The following is a 16,727-nucleotide window of genomic DNA, read 5'->3' as shown; positions in this document are numbered from 1 at the left end:
AAGATGGAACAGAAGAAGCGGATATGGGTGGCGGTTGGCGTCATCGAGAACGAGCGGGGTGACATCTTCATTGCCAAACGCGCCTCAAGCAGCCACCAGGGCGATCGCTGGGAGTTCCCGGGGGGCAAGGTCGAGGCTGGCGAGGATCTGCTGGCAGCCTTGGACAGGGAGCTCTGGGAAGAGATAGGCATCCGGGTCGAGGATTGCGCCCCCTTTATGGAGCTGCATCATGACTATCCCGAGAAGCAGGTGCTGCTGGATATCTGGAAGGTGACCCGTTTTCGGGGTGAGCCGTTTGGCAAGGAGGGACAGGAGTGTCTGTGGGTTCCCCTGGCCGAACTGGATAACTACCAGTTCCCTGATGCCAATGGCCCCATAGTCGCTCGGCTACAGGGCCTGGTAGCTAAAAGCTGACAACGAATGCGGCAGCGAAATGTTGATAACAAAAAGGGCCATTGGCCCTTTTTTGTTATCACGGGGAGGAGTCAGCGCCACTCTTCTCCGGCATCCGGGTCTGGCAACAGGTCCGGATTGATCTCTCCCGGGATCCGCTTCTCTTCGTCGGCCCATTCGCCGAGATCGATCAGCTGGCAGCGTTTGCTGCAGAAAGGGCGGAACGGGCTCTGTGGACCCCATTCCACTGGCGTTTGGCAATTTGGGCAGTTGACCTTGGTGACCATGGATTCCTCCGCAGGCAAGAGATAAATGGCGTAGGGCGGGAGCCTGGCTCCCATCCCTTCGTTAGCAGCAGGCGAGCTGGAAGGGCACATCGCCTATGGGTTGTTCCTGGGTTGGCAGGAAGCGCAGGGCAAAGCGGTTCTTGTGGCCACTGAGAGTCGGATAGCAGCCCATGGCATGGGGCAGGCGGATACGGATCAGTTCCGCATTCTCCGCCGTGTCCTGATAGAAGCCGTTGGTGGCGACCTGATCGCTGAAGTGGGACGCATCGCGCCACAGTCGCAGCAAGAGGCCGATGGCGCCCATCAGCAACTGGATATCGCTGAGCCAAGCCTCCATTTGCGGGTGTCGCAGGGATGCCGGGGTCGTCAGCCAGTGGTGCAGTTGAGGCACATCAAAGGCGCAGAGTCCGCCGGGAATGGAGAAGCGCTGGCGGATGGAGCTAAGCAGCTTGTCTTCCTTGAGACGAGCGCCGGGGCGCGGAGCACCCAGCAGCTTGCGGGAAAGCTGGCTGCTCTCCTGTTGCATTGCGCGGATCTGATCGAGATCGACATCAGGCAGTTCTGCCCAGTGGCCGAGGCGCTGACTCAGGCGCTCAAGATCCTTGATGAGATCCGAGCGCAGATCTCCCCGCTCGAGCAGTTCCTGCAGATCAAACAGCCCCTTGAAGAAGGCGATATGAGACCAGGGGTGATCACTCCCCAGATTGTTGTGGATCTGGTTGAACAGTGATTCCAGACGAAGATAGGTCCGGCTTTTTTCGTTGAGAGGGAAATCGTAAATCATGCCTAATCCTGGCCAGCCATAAACCGGCCTAGTGTACTCACAGTTGCCGGGCTTGTTGAGTGGCAAATGCCAGATATGTCTGGTGCAGCGCCAAAATTCGCCCACGCAAGAGCTCAGGAGTGCCATCCCGGTTCTCAATGATGTCGTCAGCGGCGGCCAAGCGAGCCATACGACTCGCTTGAGCGGCGACAATCGCCTTGGCCTGCTCACGACTGACCCCGTCACGTCGACAGGTGCGGGTGATCTGGGTCTCCTCGTCCACATCGACCACCAGTACCCGGTTAGCCATGGCGGTGAGCCGGTTTTCAACCAGCAGGGGCACCACCAGCAGACAATAAGGGGAGCGTGCCGCGGCACATTGACGCTGCATCTCCTGGCGGATCAAGGGGTGGAGCAATGCATTGAGCCACCCCTTGGCATCGGGGTCTCTGAACACGTGGTCACGCAGCTTGCGTCTGTCTAGCTGTCCCTCCTCATCGAGCACGCCAGCGCCAAAGTGTTGACTGATGGTTGTCAGTGCCGGCGAGCCTGGTTCAACCACCTCGCGGGCGATGACATCGGCATCAACGATGTCGATGCCCAGCTCGCCAAACAGGTTGGCGACTGTGGTCTTGCCACTGCCAATTCCCCCTGTGATTGCGACTATATACATGGGTGAGAGTGTCCTGAAGTGATCGTTTTTCATTCGTCTTGTCTGGTTATTGTGCCCCAAGCCGAGGTCAGAGCACCATGTGCAGATACCAGGCGGTGATGCTATCTCCCCAGAGCAGGGCGACCCAGCCAGCGATGGCAAGATAGGGGCCGAAGGGGATAGGCTTGCTGTGTTGTTGGCGGCGCGAGACGATGAGGGCAATGCCGATAATGGCGCCTACCAAAGAGGAGAGCAGCAGGATCAGCGGCAGCGCCTGCCAGCCGAGCCAGGCCCCAAGGGCCGCCAGCAACTTGAAGTCGCCATAACCCATACCCTCCTTGCCAGTGAGCAGCTTGAAGGCCCAGTAGAGGCTCCAGAGCACCAGATAACCGGCCATGGCACCGATGACAGCATCGTTCAAGGGGACTTTCTGCCAGATGAGGTTGACCAGCAGACCAGCCCAGAGCAGCGGCAGCGTGAGGGGATCCGGCAGTAGCATCTTGTCCAGATCGATGAAGGTCAGGGCAACGAGCACCCAGGTGAGCAGCAGATAAGCCAACAGGGAGGGGTCAGCAGGCAGACGGCTGGCCACGACGACGGAGAGCAGGGCGGTGAGCAGTTCAACCAAGGGGTAACGCGCCGAGATGGGCGCTGAGCAGCTGTGGCAGCGCCCCTTGAGCCAGAGCCAGCTCAGCAGCGGGATGTTTTCCAGGGCGCTGATGGCATGGTTGCAGTGGGGGCACTGGGAGCGCGGCACCATCAGGTTGTAGGCTTCGGTGGGGGGCTGTGCGCTCTCTGGATTAAAGTAGTCCCGATATTCGGCCTGCCAATCACGCTCAAGCATGATGGGCAGACGGTGGATGACGACATTGAGGAAGCTGCCAATGGTCAGGGAGAAGAGAAATACCAGAGTCAGGTAGAGCCAGGGCAGGCTGAGCGCCAGTTCAGTCATGGGTTGCATCGAGTCTTGAATAAGGAATAAGGAATAAGGAAGAGGGCAGTGTAGCATGACCCCACGGCTGAGGAGCCAGGGCCCCTCGCCGGAGTGGTCGGCTCGCACTAATGAATAATAGAGCCGAGTTTGAAAATGGGCAGATACATGGCGACCACCATGCCGCCAACCAGCACGCCCAGCACCACCATGATAAAGGGCTCAAGCAGGCTGGTAAGGCCGTCGACGAGGTCATCGACCTCCTGTTCGAAGATGGTGGCCACTTTGGAGAGCATGTCATCGATGGCACCGGACTCTTCTCCTATCATCACCATCTGGATCACCATGTCGGGGAAGAGATCCACGGTGCGCATGGCGACGTTGATCTGCATCCCGGCCACCACCTCGTTGCGAATGGCCAGGATGGCGGTGCGGTAGACATAGTTTCCCGAGGCGCCCGCCGCCGAAATCAGCGCATCTACCAACGGAATACCGGCGCTGAAGGTGGTTGATAGGGTGCGGGCGAAGCGAGCCATGGCTGCCTTGTGCAATATCATGCCGACCACGGGTATGGTAAGGATGAATTTGTCCGTGTTGTCTTTGACCTTCTGGTATCGGCGCCAGGCCCGTACATAGAGGAAGACGGCCAGGGCTATGCCCCCGAAAATCACATACCACCAATCCTGCATGAAGCGGGAGATACCGATGACGAACTGCGTGAAAATGGGCAGTTCGGCGCCGAAGCTCTTGAAGATGTCTTCAAACTGGGGGATGACGAACAGCAGCAGAATGGAGGTCACTATGATGGCCACCAGGATCACCATGGCGGGGTAGAACATGGCTTTCTTGATTTTTGACTTGAGCGCCTCGGCTTTCTCTCGATAGGTGGCGATGCGATCATAGATGGTCTCGAGAGCACCTGAATGCTCGCCGGCCTCAATCAGATCACAATAGAGATCGTCAAAATGGCGGGGGTGCTGACGCAAGGCTTCCGACATAGGCGTACCTGTTTCAACATCACTGGCAATCTGCCCCATCAAATCACGCATGCTCGATTTCTCGTGGCTGCGGGCGATGATCTGCAGGCTTTGTACCAGAGGAACACCGGCGCTCAGCATGGTGGCAAGTTGGCGACTCACCACGGCAATGTCCATGGGCTTTATCTTGGCGCCCGCCTTGGAGAAGAGACCGTTACTCTTTCTGCTGATACGGGAAACGCTGACGCCCTGCTTGCGCAGCTCGGCCTTGGCCATGTTGACGTGTTCGGCTTGTAGTTCTCCGGAGATATCCTTGCCTTTGCGATTGACCCCTTTCCAGCGGAAGGTATAGACCTTGGCGGGCAGGTTGCGCTTCTTCGATAGAGTAGCCATCCTTGCATCCTTGCAATGAGGGCCGCTTGATGAGCGGCGTGATAAGTAGGCGGCCTGACCGGTTAGTTGGTGGTGATCCTATTAATTTCGCTCAGACTGGTCACGCCGAGGCGGGCTTTTTCCAGTCCAGATATACGCAAGGTGCGCATCCCCTCTTTCTGAGCGATGGCGGCAATCTGCAGCGAGTTGGCTCCCTGCATGATGAGCTTGGCGATATTTTCTGACATCAGCAGGATCTCATAGATACCAACTCGCCCCCTGTAACCCCCGGTACATTCCTTGCAGCCCTTGGGTTTGAACAGTTTAACCCCTGCTGCCAGTTGCTGAGTGCTAAAGCCCAGCGCAGTCAATTCTGTATCGGGGAGTAGTTCAGGCTCCTTGCAGTGCTCGCACAGCTTGCGGGCAAGCCGCTGAGCCATGATGAGGGTCACTGAGGAGGCGATATTGAATGCTGGCACTCCCATGTTCATCATGCGGGTCAGGGTCTCTGCTGCCGAATTGGTGTGTAGGGTCGAGAGGACCAGGTGGCCGGTCTGTGCAGCCTTGATGGCTATCTCGGCGGTTTCCAGATCCCGGATCTCCCCCACCATGACAATGTCCGGATCCTGGCGCAGGAAGGAGCGCAGCGCGCTGGCAAAGGTGAGTCCAGCCTTGGGATTGACCTGCACCTGATTGACTCCTGGCAGGTTGATCTCCACCGGATCTTCGGCGGTGGAGATATTGACCTCAAGGGTGTTGAGTATGTTGAGTCCGGTGTAGAGGGAAACTGTCTTGCCTGAACCGGTTGGGCCTGTGACGAGGATCATGCCTTGTGGTTTGCTCAGCGCGGTCAGGTATTGCTGTTTCTGTGTCTCGTCGAAGCCAAGTTGTTCTATGTTGAGCCGCGCTGCCGAGGAGTCCAGTAGCCGGATGACCACTTTTTCACCCCACATGGTGGGCAGGGTATTGACCCGCATGTCCATGGAACGGTTGCGAGACAGCTTGAGCTTGATGCGACCATCCTGGGGCAGGCGCCGTTCGGCAATATCGAGCCTGGCCATGACCTTGAGGCGGGCGGCGAAGCGGTTGGCCAGATTGACCGGTGGGGTGGAGGCTTCGTGCAGTATGCCATCGATACGAAAGCGGATGCGGTACTTGAACTCATAGGGTTCGAAATGCAGATCAGATGCCCCTTGCCGGATGGCATCCATCAAGATCTTGTTGATGTATTTGACGATGGGCGCATCGTCATCGGCGGTATTGACGCTCTCATCGAGCCGGCTGCTTTCGTCAGCCACTTCGAGTGCCGAGATCTCGGCTTCGTCGATATCGTCCATGCCAAGGGCATCATGCTCGCTCTCGAGTAGCTTGCCGATGGCCTGGCTCAGTTTGTCCTCTTCGACCAGCAGGGCCTCGGTATGCAGGCCGAAGCTGAAGCCGAAATCTTCCAGCGCCGCCACATTGCTCGGGTCGGACATGGCGATATAGAGGGTGTGGCCCTGGGTGTAGATGGGTAGCACATGGTGCTTGTCGATCAACTTCTGATTGAGGTATTTCTGCGGGATCTCGGCCAAATCGAAGGCGGCAAGATCCAGCAGAGGTACCCCATACTCCAGCTCGCAAAACTCGGCCAGCGTCTTGCTGGCGAGGATATCGTTTTCGATCAAGTAGGTGACAAAGGGTTTGCGCTGGGCCCGGGCCTGGCTCAGGTAGTGTTGTGAGTCGGACTCACTGATCAGGGAAGAAGCGGCCAGGCTCAGGGCCAGGCCGCTATGGGGGCTAGAGGTCATGCGTTAGCAGATGCCTTGGCCAGTACAAGTAGCCGAGCTATTGGGTGTCCACAGGATTTGTCCACCACTAGCGGTACCAGTCAGAATATAGGTTACATCGTCAAATGGATCTGCTCCGGTCGCGGTTATAGAAACATCTGCCGGAGTGTCATCAACTTCCACCGATTTCACATAACCACTTGCTCCAGCAGCGGAAGGAATACCACCAGATCCGTTTGCATCGCAAAGAGATATATCTCCAGTTGTCTGATAGCACACTTCAATAGCAGTTTTAACGCCGCCTGTCGCCGCAACTACCTCTGAAAACTTGGCTTTTTTGGTATAGGTCTGATACGCCGGCAAAGCGATGGCGGCAAGAATGGCGACGATGGCCACGACTATCATCAGTTCGATCAGGGTAAAGCCGGTTTGCTTTCTCATCTTCAATATCCTTATTTCACATGGGTCCTGACAACGTTGGCGGTGAGTTGACCGCCTTTGGCATCTTAACCAAGCTGATGCGCTTGGCAACAACACCAGCGAATTTAGCTAACAAGTCTCTGAATAGTGGCGCAAATGGATATAAATCAGTGGTTTGTTGGGCTCTTTCGATACCCGGTACTCTTGTCGGTTTTCTCCTAGTCTCTCCTTTTACCATGGGCGGGCCTTGCCTAAAGAAAAGGCGTCAATGGCGTCTTTTGCAAGTCGATATTAGTCAGGAGGCGATAGCCGCATCGCTATCAGGACAAGGGGAAATCGGCGAGGGGATTGAAACCAAGGGATTGAGACGTTTGGCGAAGGAAAACTCCCTGTCCCCGATGGCATCACTGCGACCGGGGACAAGGTGAGTAGGGACAGCGGTTATGATTGACTAGATAAAGCGCATGGAGAGATCCAGGGCCCGCACATGCTTGGTCAGGGCGCCGACCGAGATGTAATCCACGCCGGTGGCGGCAAATTCGGCCAGCGTCGTCAGGGTCACGTTGCCGGATACTTCCAGCTTGGCTCGCTTGGCGTTCAAGGCCACCGCTTCACGCATCATGGGCACATCGAAGTTGTCCAGCATGATGATGTCGGCACCGGCATGGAGGGCCTGCCCCAGCTCAGCAAGCGACTCCACCTCCACCTCGACCGGCTTGCCCGGGTTGAGGCGGCGGGCCTCACTCACGGCCTCGGTGATGCCGCCACAGGCCAGGATGTGGTTCTCCTTGATGAGGTAGGCGTCGTACAGACCGATGCGATGGTTCTTGCCGCCGCCACAGGTCACCGCATATTTTTGGGCATCCCGCAGGCCTGGCAGCGTCTTGCGGGTATCGAGCAGGCGGCACTGGGTGCCGGCCAGCTCTGCGACGTAGCGGGCGGTGAGGGTGGCGACGCCGGAGAGGGTCTGCACAAAATTGAGCGCATTGCGTTCGCCGGTCAGCAGCACCCGGGCCGAACCATGCAGGCGAAACAGCTCCTGATCCGGCTGCAAGATGTCGCCATCCTTGACCAACCACTCCACTTGTACCTCGCCACCGAGCTGGAGAAAGACTTCATCCACCCAGGCTTGACCACAGAAGACCCCAGCTTCGCGGGTGATGACCCGGGCACTGGCCTGGCGATCGGCCGGGATGAGCTGAGCCGTGATGTCGGCGCTGGCGTCCGGCTGGTCTTGGGCGGTCAGGGCGCCCCCCAAATCTTCGAGTAACGCGGCGCGCACGGCGCGACTGATGTCCTGTTGTAACATGCCTTTTATTCCTGCAAGGGTCTGAGAAGCAACTGCCTGTCTCTTTGGATCAACTCCAGCCGACCGAGGGCATTCATCCCGACCAGGATCTCATTGCCGCTGGCGGCTGGATTGATATAAACGGCCAGATCGTACAAGGTCAGCGGACCCATCGCCAGGCTTTCTATTCGGCCGTTGCCGACCAGGATGGGGCCCGCTGCCGTATTGACCCGGCTGTGGCCCTGTGGCGTTAGCCCCAATCGTTTGGCCACATCGGCCGGAATAGTGACCCGTGTGGCGCCGGTGTCGAGCAGCAGTTGCACCTCCTGGCCGTTGATGGCACCCTCCAGACGATAGTGGCCGCTGGCATCCATCGGCAGACGCAGTTCGCCGCTTGCCGTGACACTGGGTTGACTACGAGTGTGAAAATAGAGGGTGAGCAACCCCATCAGCGAGAGCCACGCCAGTAGCCAGAGCCAGCGGGCCGCAGCAGGCGCCGCCATTATGGGCTCCTCACCATGCAGGACAAGGGGTTGGGCGGCGAGGGCCTGAAGAGCGATAGCCAGAGCCTAGGGGCGGTAACGCGCACATCAATACCATGAGCAAGAGAGACGATGACCCAGCCTAACACAGTATTTTCCATTGATTCAGACGGTTGGTGTGAGCAGGCCAGACGAGTGCCCTCTCCTTATTGCAATGAGCGAGCCGCCCCCGAGGATGTCTCCTTGCTGGTGGTACATGGCATCAGCTTGCCACCGGGCCAGTTTGGCGGCCCTCATATTGACGAGCTGTTCAGCGGTACCCTAAATCCTGACGAGCACCCCTATTTCGCCGAGATCCATCAGTTGCGGGTCTCTGCTCACTGCCTGATCCGCCGCGACGGTGGGTTGGTGCAATATGTGCCTTTTCTCGCCCGGGCCTGGCATGCGGGCATCTCTTGTTGGGAGGGGCGAGAGGCATGCAACGATTACTCCATCGGCATCGAACTGGAGGGGACTGACGAGCTGCCTTATACGGCTGCTCAATATGCCGTGCTCGCAAGCCTCACTCGAACCATACAGGCTCGTTTTCCTGCCATAGTGGCAGAACGGGTGGTGGGGCACTGCGACATAGCGCCGGGTAGAAAGACGGATCCAGGCAGCAGTTTTGACTGGGCACGATATCGCCAGGAAACGAACAAACCTTGGTAGTATTGAAATTAAGTTTGTGTTTTTTAAATCAATGGCTTGCCAACATGGCAAGCCATTCTTATTGGCTGTTACCCAAATGTTGTCTGTGATCTGGCGCAGAAATATTGGTCAGACCATTTTCTATGAGTGAGATCATAGTTCCCGAAGATTACCCATAAGTAGGCAGCTTACTTTGTTGATGCAGATCAGATTTTGGGTGGACATTTTCCATGCCCTCTGCTAATTTTCGCCCCATTCATGAAATTGGTAATACCAATTTAACAAAGCTGCCTCATGCCCTATCGTAAAGTTACTCAACCCAAATTGGCTGACGCCATCGTCGCCGAGTTGGAGCACATGATCCTGGAAGGCAGCTTGCAGCCTGGCCAGAAGTTGCCGCCAGAGCGGGAACTCGCCATCCAGTTTCAGGTGTCGCGCCCCTCCTTGCGAGAGGCCATCCAGCGTCTGGAGGCGCGTGGGTTGCTGTATCGCCGTCAGGGCGGTGGCACCTTTGTGCAAAATGGTTTGAGCAAGGGCATCGCCGATCCCCTGTTCGAGCTGCTCAGTACTCACCCTGAAGCCCAGTATGATCTGCTGGAGTTTCGTCACGCACTGGAAGGCATCTGTGCCTACTATGCTGCATTGCGGGGTACAGAGGCAGATTTCGAGCGCATCCGCGCCGCCCAGGCCGCCATCGAGGCTGCAGGGCAGCAGGGATCGCTTGCGAGCGAGTCGACCGCTGTCACCCAGTTCTATCTGGCGGTGGCGGAGGCCTCCCACAACGTGGTGCTGCTGCACCTGTTGCGTGCCATGGGCCCCATGCTCGAACAGAACATTTTGCGAAATAACGAAATTTTGAATCGCCGTCCGGGAGTGGTCGCCAAGATCCGTCGCCATCGTGCGTCGCTGATCGAGGCTATCCTGTCGGGGGCTCCGGAGCGGGCCAGGACTGCTTGTCATGAGCACCTGGCCTTTATCGAGGACACCTTGTTGGATATGCAGAGGGAAGATAGCCGGATCCAGCGATCCATGCGTCGGATCCGTCAGCAGGAAAACTAATCCCACAAGGCTTTATTGTCGAATTTTGCGCAACTTACATCCCGTGCAATAACAATAGGAACCAGCCATGTCTGATATCCTGAAGAACGATGTGGACCCGATAGAAACGCTGGAGTGGCTTGCCTCTCTGGAATCCTTGTTGCGTGAAGAGGGTCCGCAACGCGCTCAGTTCATCCTTGAACAACTGGCCGAGAAAGCCCGCGTTAGCGGTGTGGAAGTGGCTGAGAAAGCGAATCGCGATTACATCAATACCATTCCTGCCACTGACGAACCGGCTTACCCGGGCGATCAGGAGATGGAGCGCCGTATCCGTGCCATCATCCGCTGGAATGCCGTGATGATAGTGCTGCGTGCTTCTAAAAAGGATCTGGACCTGGGTGGTCACATGTCCTCCTTCGCTTCCAGTGCCACCATCTACGAAGTCTGCTACAACCACTTCTTCCGTGCTCGCAACGAGAAGGATGGTGGTGATCTGGTTTATTTCCAGGGTCACATCTCCCCGGGCATCTATGCTCGTGCCTTCGTCGAGGGTCGCCTGACCGAAGACCAGCTGGACAACTTCCGTCAGGAAGTGGACGGCAAGGGTATTCCTTCCTATCCGCACCCGAAACTGATGCCGGAGTTCTGGCAGTTCCCGACCGTCTCCATGGGTCTGGGCCCCATCGCTGCCATCTATCAGGCGCGTTTCCTGAAGTACCTGACCGACCGTGGCATCAAAGACTGCGCCGAACAGACCGTGTACGCCTTCCTGGGCGATGGCGAGATGGACGAGCCGGAAGCCAAAGGCGCCCTGACCGTTGCCGTGCGTGAAAAACTCGACAACCTGGTGTTTGTGGTCAACTGCAACCTGCAGCGTCTGGACGGTCCTGTCGTGGGTAACGGCAAGGTCATCAACGAACTGGAAGGCCTGTTCGCCGGCGCCGGTTGGGACGTGACCAAGGTTATCTGGGGTCGCAAGTGGGATGAGCTGCTCAAGAAAGACACTTCCGGCAAGCTGATCCAGCTGATGAACGAGACCGTGGATGGTGACTACCAGACCATGAAGTCCCGCGATGGCGGCTATGTGCGTGAGCACTTCTTCAATCGCTACCCGGAAACCGCTGCCCTGGTCAAAGACATGACCGACGAGGAGATCTTCGCCCTGAACCGCGGTGGTCACGATCCTCGCAAACTGTTTGCCGCCTTCTCCAAGGCTGCAGAGACCAAAGGCAAGCCGACCGTGATCCTGGCCAAAACCATCAAAGGTTATGGCATGGGTGAAGCGGCCGAAGGCAAGAACATTGCCCACCAGGTCAAGAAGATGGATCTGGGCTCAGTGCGTCACCTGCGCGATCGTTTCAACCTGCCGGTGACCGACGAGCAACTGGCAGAGCTGCCGTATCTGAAGATCGAAGAGGGTACCGAAGAGTACAAGTACCTGCACGCCCGTCGTGCCGAACTCAAAGGCTATGTACCGACCCGCCTGCGTGAGACCACCACCACCCTGGACATCCCGGCACTGGAGACCTTCGGTCCGCTGCTGGGCGAGCAGGCCCGTGAAATCTCCACCACCATGGCGTTCGTGCGTTCCCTGAACGTGCTGCTCAAAGACAAGTCCATCGGCAAGCGCATCGTTCCCATCCTGGCCGATGAAGCCCGTACCTTTGGTATGGAAGGTCTGTTCCGTCAGATCGGTATCTACAGCCCGCATGGTCAGCAGTACACCCCGCAAGACCGTGACATCGTCTCCTACTACAAGGAAGACAAACAGGGTCAGGTTCTGCAGGACGGCATCAACGAGCTGGGCGCAATGTCCTCCTGGCTGGCTGCTGCGACCTCCTACAGCACCAACGATTGCCCGATGATCCCGTTCTACATCTACTACTCCATGTTCGGTTTCCAGCGGATCGGTGACATGGCGTGGGCAGCCGGTGACCAGCAAGCCCGTGGTTTCCTGCTGGGCGCGACCTCCGGTCGTACCACTCTGAACGGTGAAGGTCTGCAGCACGAAGATGGTCACAGCCACATCCTGGCCGGCACCATCCCGAACTGCATCTCCTACGATCCGTCCTACGCCTATGAAGTAGCGGTGATCGTGCAGGACGGCCTGCGTCGCATGTACGGTGAGAAGCCGGAGAACGTCTTCTACTACATCACCACCCTCAACGAGAACTATGCCATGCCGGCCATGCCGGAAGGCGCCGAGGAAGGTATTCGCAAGGGTATCTACAAGCTGGAATCCGTGGCCGGCAACAAGGCCAAGGTACAGCTGCTGGGTTGTGGCTCCATCCTGGGTCATGTCCGTACCGCCGCCCAGATCCTGGCCAGCGAGTACGGCGTGGGTTCCGACGTGTTCAGCGTGACCTCCTTCAACGAGCTGGCCCGTGACGGTCAGGACGCCGATCGCTGGAACATGCTGCACCCGACTGCTGCTGCCCGCGTCCCCTACATCACCTCGGTACTGGGTTCCGAAGCCACCATCGCCGCGACCGACTACATGAAGTCCTTCGCCGAGCAGGTACGTGCCTTCATGCCGACCGAGAACTACCGTGTATTGGGTACCGATGGTTATGGCCGTTCCGACAGCCGTGCCAACCTGCGTCGTCACTTTGAAGTGAACGAGTTCTATGTCGTGGTTGCTGCCCTGACCGAACTGGCCAAGCGCGGTGAGATCGACAAGCAGGTTGTGGCCGACGCCATCGCCAAGTACGGCATCGATGCCGACAAGGTTAACCCGCTGTACGCGTAAGAGGATTGAGCACCCTGTCCGGACTTGCGTGCCGGACAGGGCCTTGCCCAGGTTAATGCGACATAAGGGTAAGAGGACAAACACAGGGTCCGGACGGCAACAACGAGTCGGAACCTGCTCTTGCCAAGGTTAACGCGATAAACGTACGCGTAAGAGGATAAAGCACAATGTCCAAACAGATTATGGTGCCGGATATCGGTGCCGATGAAGTAGAAGTGACCGAGATCATGGTCGCCGTGGGTGACAAGGTCGAACTTGACCAGTCCCTGATCGCCGTGGAAGGTGACAAAGCCTCCATGGAAGTCCCGGCTCCGGCCGCGGGTATCGTCAAAGAGATCCTGATCAAGGTGGGCGACAAGGTTGCCACCGGTTCCCAGATCATGATCTTCGAAGCCGAAGGCGCGGCTGCCGCCGCTCCGGCTCAGGCCGTTGCTGCCGCTCCCGTTGCCGCCGCAGCGGCTGCCCCTGCCCCTGCCAAAGACGTGCACGTCCCCGACATAGGTGACGACGAAGTCGAAGTGACCGAGATCATGGTCGCCGTGGGCGACATGGTTGAAGCCGACCAGTCCATCATCGCCGTGGAAGGTGACAAGGCCTCCATGGAAGTGCCGGCGCCGTTCGCGGGCCGCGTGGTCGAGATCAAGGTTGCCGCCGGCGCCAAGGTCTCCACCGGTTCCCTGGTGATGGTATTCGAAGTGGCTGGTGCCGCGACCGCTGCCGTAGCTGCTCCGGCTCAGGCCGCCGCTCCCGTGGCTGCGGTGCCTGCCGTCGCCGCTGCCAAAGAGGTCAACGTGCCGGACATCGGCGGTGACGAAGTGGAAGTCACCGAGATCATGGTCGCCGTGGGTGACAAGGTCGAAGCCGACCAGTCCCTGATCGCCGTGGAGGGTGACAAAGCCTCCATGGAAGTGCCTGCGCCGTTTGCCGGCGTAGTGAAAGAGATCAAGGTGAAGGCGGGTGACAAGGTTTCTACCGGCTCCCTCATCATGGTATTCGAAGTGGCTGGAGCAGCGCCTGCCGCCGCCCCGGTCGCTCAGACTGCTGCTCCTGCTGCTGCTGCGCCTGCCGCTGCCGCCTCGGTTGCTCAAGCCGCCGCCCCGGCTGCTGCGTCCTCCGACTTCGTTGCCAATGACGCTTATGTTCACGCCTCTCCGGCCGTGCGTCGTCTGGCTCGCGAGTTCGGTGTCAACCTGGCCAAGGTGAAAGCCTCCGGTCGCAAGGGCCGCATCGTCAAAGAAGACGTGCAGGCTTATGTGAAGGATGCGGTCAAGCGTGCCGAGTCCGCTCCGGCTGCGGGTCAAGGCTCTGGCAATGGCATGAGCGTCGTGGCCTGGCCCAAGGTTGATTTCAGCAAGTTCGGCCCGGTCGAAGAGCTGGAACTGACCCGGATCCAGAAGATCTCCGGTCCTGCCTTGCATCGCAACTGGGCCATGATCCCTCATGTCACCCAGTTCGACGAAGCCGATACCACGGATCTGGAAGCGTTCCGCAAAGAGCAGAACATGCTGGCCGAGAAGCAGAAGCTGGATGTGAAGATCACCCCGCTGGTGTTCATCCTGAAAGCCGCCGCCAAGGCCCTGGAAGCGCACCCGCGCTTCTGCAGCGCCCTGTCTGCAGATGGCAGCAAGCTGATCATGAAGAAGTACATCCACATCGGTGTGGCGGTAGACACCCCGGGTGGCCTGGTGGTTCCGGTCGTTCGTGACGTCAACAAGAAGGGCATCCATGAGCTGTCCCGCGACTTGGCCGAGATCTCCAAGAAAGCCCGTGCCGGCAAGCTGACTGCTGCGGACATGCAAGGCGGTTGCTTCACCATCTCCAGCCTGGGTGGCATCGGTGGTACCAGCTTTACTCCGATCGTCAACGCGCCGGAAGTGGCCATCCTCGGTGTTTCCAAGTCCGAGATGAAGCCCAAGTGGAACGGCAAGGAGTTCGTGCCGCGCCTGATGCTGCCGCTGGCTCTGAGCTATGACCACCGTGTCATCGACGGTGCTGACGGTGCTCGCTTCGTCACCACACTGAGTGGCGTGCTGTCCGACATTCGTCGACTGGTTCTGTAAATGTAAATGAGAGGGCGAGCACAGAGCTCGCCCTTTTCACTTCTCATTTCATTAACAAAATTATAAACTTGCCCCGTTTTTTTCACGGCTGCAGCCGCCTTCTTTGGCATAAGACTGTGCTGTCCGGGGATATAGAACGACAAAGAGGTCATGATGAGTAAAGAAATCAAAACTCAGGTCGTAGTTCTGGGTGCTGGCCCTGCCGGTTATTCAGCTGCCTTCCGTGCCGCCGATCTGGGTCTGGATACCGTTATCGTCGAACGTTACTCCACCCTGGGTGGCGTCTGCCTGAACGTAGGTTGTATCCCGTCCAAGGCGCTGCTGCACGTCGCCAAGGTGATCGAAGAAGCCAAGGCGCTGGCCGATCACGGCATCGTCTTCGGTGCCCCGCAGACCGACATCACCAAGGTCCGCCTGTGGAAAGAGAAAGTCATCAACCAGCTGACCGGCGGTCTGGCCGGCATGGCCAAGATGCGTAAAGTTCAGGTTGTGAACGGCTTCGGCAAGTTCACCGGCCCCAACACCCTGGAAGTGACCGGCGATGACGGCACGACAGTCGTCACCTTCGACAATGCCATCATCGCCGCAGGTTCCCGTCCGGTGAAACTGCCGTTCATCCCCCATGATGACCCGCGCGTATGGGATTCAACCGATGCGCTGGAACTGACCACAGTACCAGGCAAGTTGCTGGTGATCGGTGGCGGCATCATCGGTCTGGAGATGGGTACCGTTTACTCCTCCCTGGGTTCCGAGATCGACGTGGTGGAATTTGCCGACCAGCTGGTACCGGCTGCCGACAAAGACATCGTCAAGATCTACACCAAGCGTGTTGCCAAAAAATTCAACATCATGCTGGAGACCAAGGTCACCGCAGTTGAAGCTCGTGAAGACGGCCTGTACGTCTCCTACGAAGGCAAGCATGCCCCGGCCGAGCCGGTTCGCTACGACAACGTGCTGGTCGCGGTCGGTCGTGTGCCGAATGGCAAGCTGATGGACGCCGAGAAAGCCGGTGTTGCCGTCAACGAGCGCGGTTTCATCGAAGTGGACAAGCAGCTGCGTACCAACGTGGCTCACATCCACGCCATCGGTGACATCGTCGGTCAGCCGATGCTGGCCCACAAAGGTGTGCACGAAGGCCATGTGGCGGCCGAAGTCATCGCCGGCAAGAAGCACTACTTCGACCCGAAAGTGATCCCGTCCATCGCCTATACCGAGCCAGAGATGGCCTGGGTTGGTCTGACCGAGAAGGAAGCCAAGCAACAGGGCCTGAACTTTGAAGTCGCCACCTTCCCGTGGGCTGCTTCCGGCCGCGCCATCGCATCAGACTGCTCTGACGGCATGACCAAGCTCATCTTCGACAAAGATAGCAACCGTGTCATCGGTGGCGCCATCGTCGGTACCAACGGCGGTGAGCTGCTGGGCGAGATCGGTCTGGCCATCGAGATGGGTGCCGACGCCGAAGATCTGGCGCTGACCATCCACGCCCACCCGACTCTGCACGAGTCCGTGGGTCTGGCTGCCGAGGTGTACGAAGGCTCCATTACCGATCTGCCGAACGCCAAGGCCAAAAAGAAGAAGTAATTCTCTTCTCTCAGCCCGATATAAAAAGCCGCTCTTCTGAGCGGCTTTTTTGTTTCTGGGATCACCAAGGCGCGAGAGTTTGCCTCAACAGCGGCCCTTCTTGGCCTGACCGGGTGGGCAGAAGGATCCGTTGCCGCTCTCCCCGTCACTGACACGGATCCGGGTATCGTCGACCCGGATGTCCGCATCGTGCACCCGCACCGGACCATGACTGCAGCCTGCAAGCAGACTGCCCAGCACAATGCTCATCACCAGCTTGTTCATAACACCTCCACGAT

16 protein-coding genes are annotated in these 16,727 nt (G+C 58.2%); 6 read left to right on the top strand and 10 right to left on the bottom strand.

The genetic code is table 11. From position 1 onward, the window contains the following. The first annotated feature begins 3 nt into the window (after nucleotides 1-3). Entirely contained in the window at nucleotides 4-414 is a 411-nt protein-coding gene (gene mutT, locus ACSMDR_RS09425; RefSeq protein ID WP_005891157.1) for an 8-oxo-dGTP diphosphatase MutT, read from the top strand. A 71-nt stretch (nucleotides 415-485) separates the two neighbouring features. Here the strand turns inward: mutT and yacG are convergent, their stop codons facing one another. From yacG to ACSMDR_RS09380, 9 genes are all read right to left on the bottom strand, one after another. Then, nucleotides 486-680, bottom strand: coding sequence for a DNA gyrase inhibitor YacG (yacG, locus tag ACSMDR_RS09420; protein ID WP_005891160.1), 195 nt, complete (start codon nucleotides 678-680; stop codon nucleotides 486-488). A gap of 61 nt (nucleotides 681-741) precedes the next feature. Then, nucleotides 742-1,464 (bottom strand): cell division protein ZapD, encoded by a 723-nt coding sequence (zapD, locus tag ACSMDR_RS09415; protein WP_005891162.1) that lies wholly within the window; start codon nucleotides 1,462-1,464, stop codon nucleotides 742-744. Between the two features lie 37 nt (nucleotides 1,465-1,501). Beyond that, nucleotides 1,502-2,116, bottom strand: coding sequence for a dephospho-CoA kinase (gene coaE, locus ACSMDR_RS09410; RefSeq protein ID WP_436468025.1), 615 nt, complete (start codon nucleotides 2,114-2,116; stop codon nucleotides 1,502-1,504). Between the two features lie 67 nt (nucleotides 2,117-2,183). Continuing rightward, nucleotides 2,184-3,056 (bottom strand): prepilin peptidase, encoded by an 873-nt coding sequence (locus tag ACSMDR_RS09405; RefSeq protein WP_436468024.1) that lies wholly within the window; start codon nucleotides 3,054-3,056, stop codon nucleotides 2,184-2,186. Nucleotides 3,057-3,154: 98 nt separating this feature from the next. Further along, entirely contained in the window at nucleotides 3,155-4,396 is a 1,242-nt protein-coding gene (locus ACSMDR_RS09400; RefSeq protein WP_436468023.1) for a type II secretion system F family protein, read from the bottom strand. Between the two features lie 62 nt (nucleotides 4,397-4,458). Continuing rightward, on the bottom strand, nucleotides 4,459-6,165 hold the full coding sequence (tapB, locus tag ACSMDR_RS09395; RefSeq protein ID WP_436468022.1) for a PilB family type IVa pilus assembly ATPase TapB: 1,707 nt from the start codon (nucleotides 6,163-6,165) through the stop codon (nucleotides 4,459-4,461). A 3-nt stretch (nucleotides 6,166-6,168) separates the two neighbouring features. Further along, on the bottom strand, nucleotides 6,169-6,585 hold the full coding sequence (tapA, locus tag ACSMDR_RS09390; RefSeq protein WP_436468021.1) for a type IVa pilus major pilin TapA: 417 nt from the start codon (nucleotides 6,583-6,585) through the stop codon (nucleotides 6,169-6,171). 430 nt (nucleotides 6,586-7,015) lie between these two features. Next, on the bottom strand, nucleotides 7,016-7,873 hold the full coding sequence (gene nadC / locus ACSMDR_RS09385; RefSeq protein WP_436468020.1) for a carboxylating nicotinate-nucleotide diphosphorylase: 858 nt from the start codon (nucleotides 7,871-7,873) through the stop codon (nucleotides 7,016-7,018). Between the two features lie 5 nt (nucleotides 7,874-7,878). Next, complete coding sequence (locus ACSMDR_RS09380; protein ID WP_005891180.1) at nucleotides 7,879-8,355, bottom strand: retropepsin-like aspartic protease family protein; 477 nt, start codon at nucleotides 8,353-8,355, stop codon at nucleotides 7,879-7,881. Between the two features lie 111 nt (nucleotides 8,356-8,466). On the opposite strand from ACSMDR_RS09380, the gene ampD reads away from it, so the two are divergent. The 5 genes from ampD to lpdA all read left to right on the top strand — a co-directional run bounded on the left by ampD (nucleotide 8,467) and on the right by lpdA (nucleotide 16,449). Next, nucleotides 8,467-9,042, top strand: a complete 576-nt coding sequence (gene ampD / locus ACSMDR_RS09375) for a 1,6-anhydro-N-acetylmuramyl-L-alanine amidase AmpD (protein WP_436468019.1) — start codon at nucleotides 8,467-8,469, stop codon at nucleotides 9,040-9,042. A gap of 273 nt (nucleotides 9,043-9,315) precedes the next feature. Beyond that, nucleotides 9,316-10,080 carry a pyruvate dehydrogenase complex transcriptional repressor PdhR gene (pdhR, locus tag ACSMDR_RS09370; RefSeq protein WP_005891186.1) on the top strand — a complete coding sequence of 255 codons (765 nt, stop codon included), beginning with the start codon at nucleotides 9,316-9,318 and terminating at the stop codon, nucleotides 10,078-10,080. Nucleotides 10,081-10,147: 67 nt separating this feature from the next. After that, nucleotides 10,148-12,808, top strand: coding sequence for a pyruvate dehydrogenase (acetyl-transferring), homodimeric type (gene aceE, locus ACSMDR_RS09365; RefSeq protein WP_436468018.1), 2,661 nt, complete (start codon nucleotides 10,148-10,150; stop codon nucleotides 12,806-12,808). Between the two features lie 167 nt (nucleotides 12,809-12,975). After that, nucleotides 12,976-14,868: a pyruvate dehydrogenase complex dihydrolipoyllysine-residue acetyltransferase gene (gene aceF / locus ACSMDR_RS09360; protein WP_436468017.1), complete on the top strand. Its 1,893-nt coding sequence runs from the start codon at nucleotides 12,976-12,978 to the stop codon at nucleotides 14,866-14,868. A 153-nt stretch (nucleotides 14,869-15,021) separates the two neighbouring features. Then, nucleotides 15,022-16,449 carry a dihydrolipoyl dehydrogenase gene (gene lpdA, locus ACSMDR_RS09355; RefSeq protein WP_436468016.1) on the top strand — a complete coding sequence of 476 codons (1,428 nt, stop codon included), beginning with the start codon at nucleotides 15,022-15,024 and terminating at the stop codon, nucleotides 16,447-16,449. Between the two features lie 84 nt (nucleotides 16,450-16,533). On the opposite strand, the gene ACSMDR_RS09350 is transcribed toward lpdA, so the two are convergent. After that, nucleotides 16,534-16,713 (bottom strand): hypothetical protein, encoded by a 180-nt coding sequence (locus tag ACSMDR_RS09350; protein WP_436468015.1) that lies wholly within the window; start codon nucleotides 16,711-16,713, stop codon nucleotides 16,534-16,536. Nucleotides 16,714-16,727: the final 14 nt, after the last annotated feature.

The sequence above is a fragment of the Aeromonas molluscorum genome, from assembly GCF_051376105.1.
GTDB classification, from domain to species: Bacteria; Pseudomonadota; Gammaproteobacteria; order Enterobacterales; family Aeromonadaceae; genus Aeromonas; species Aeromonas molluscorum.
This window is presented reverse-complemented; position numbering and strand designations above follow the sequence as displayed.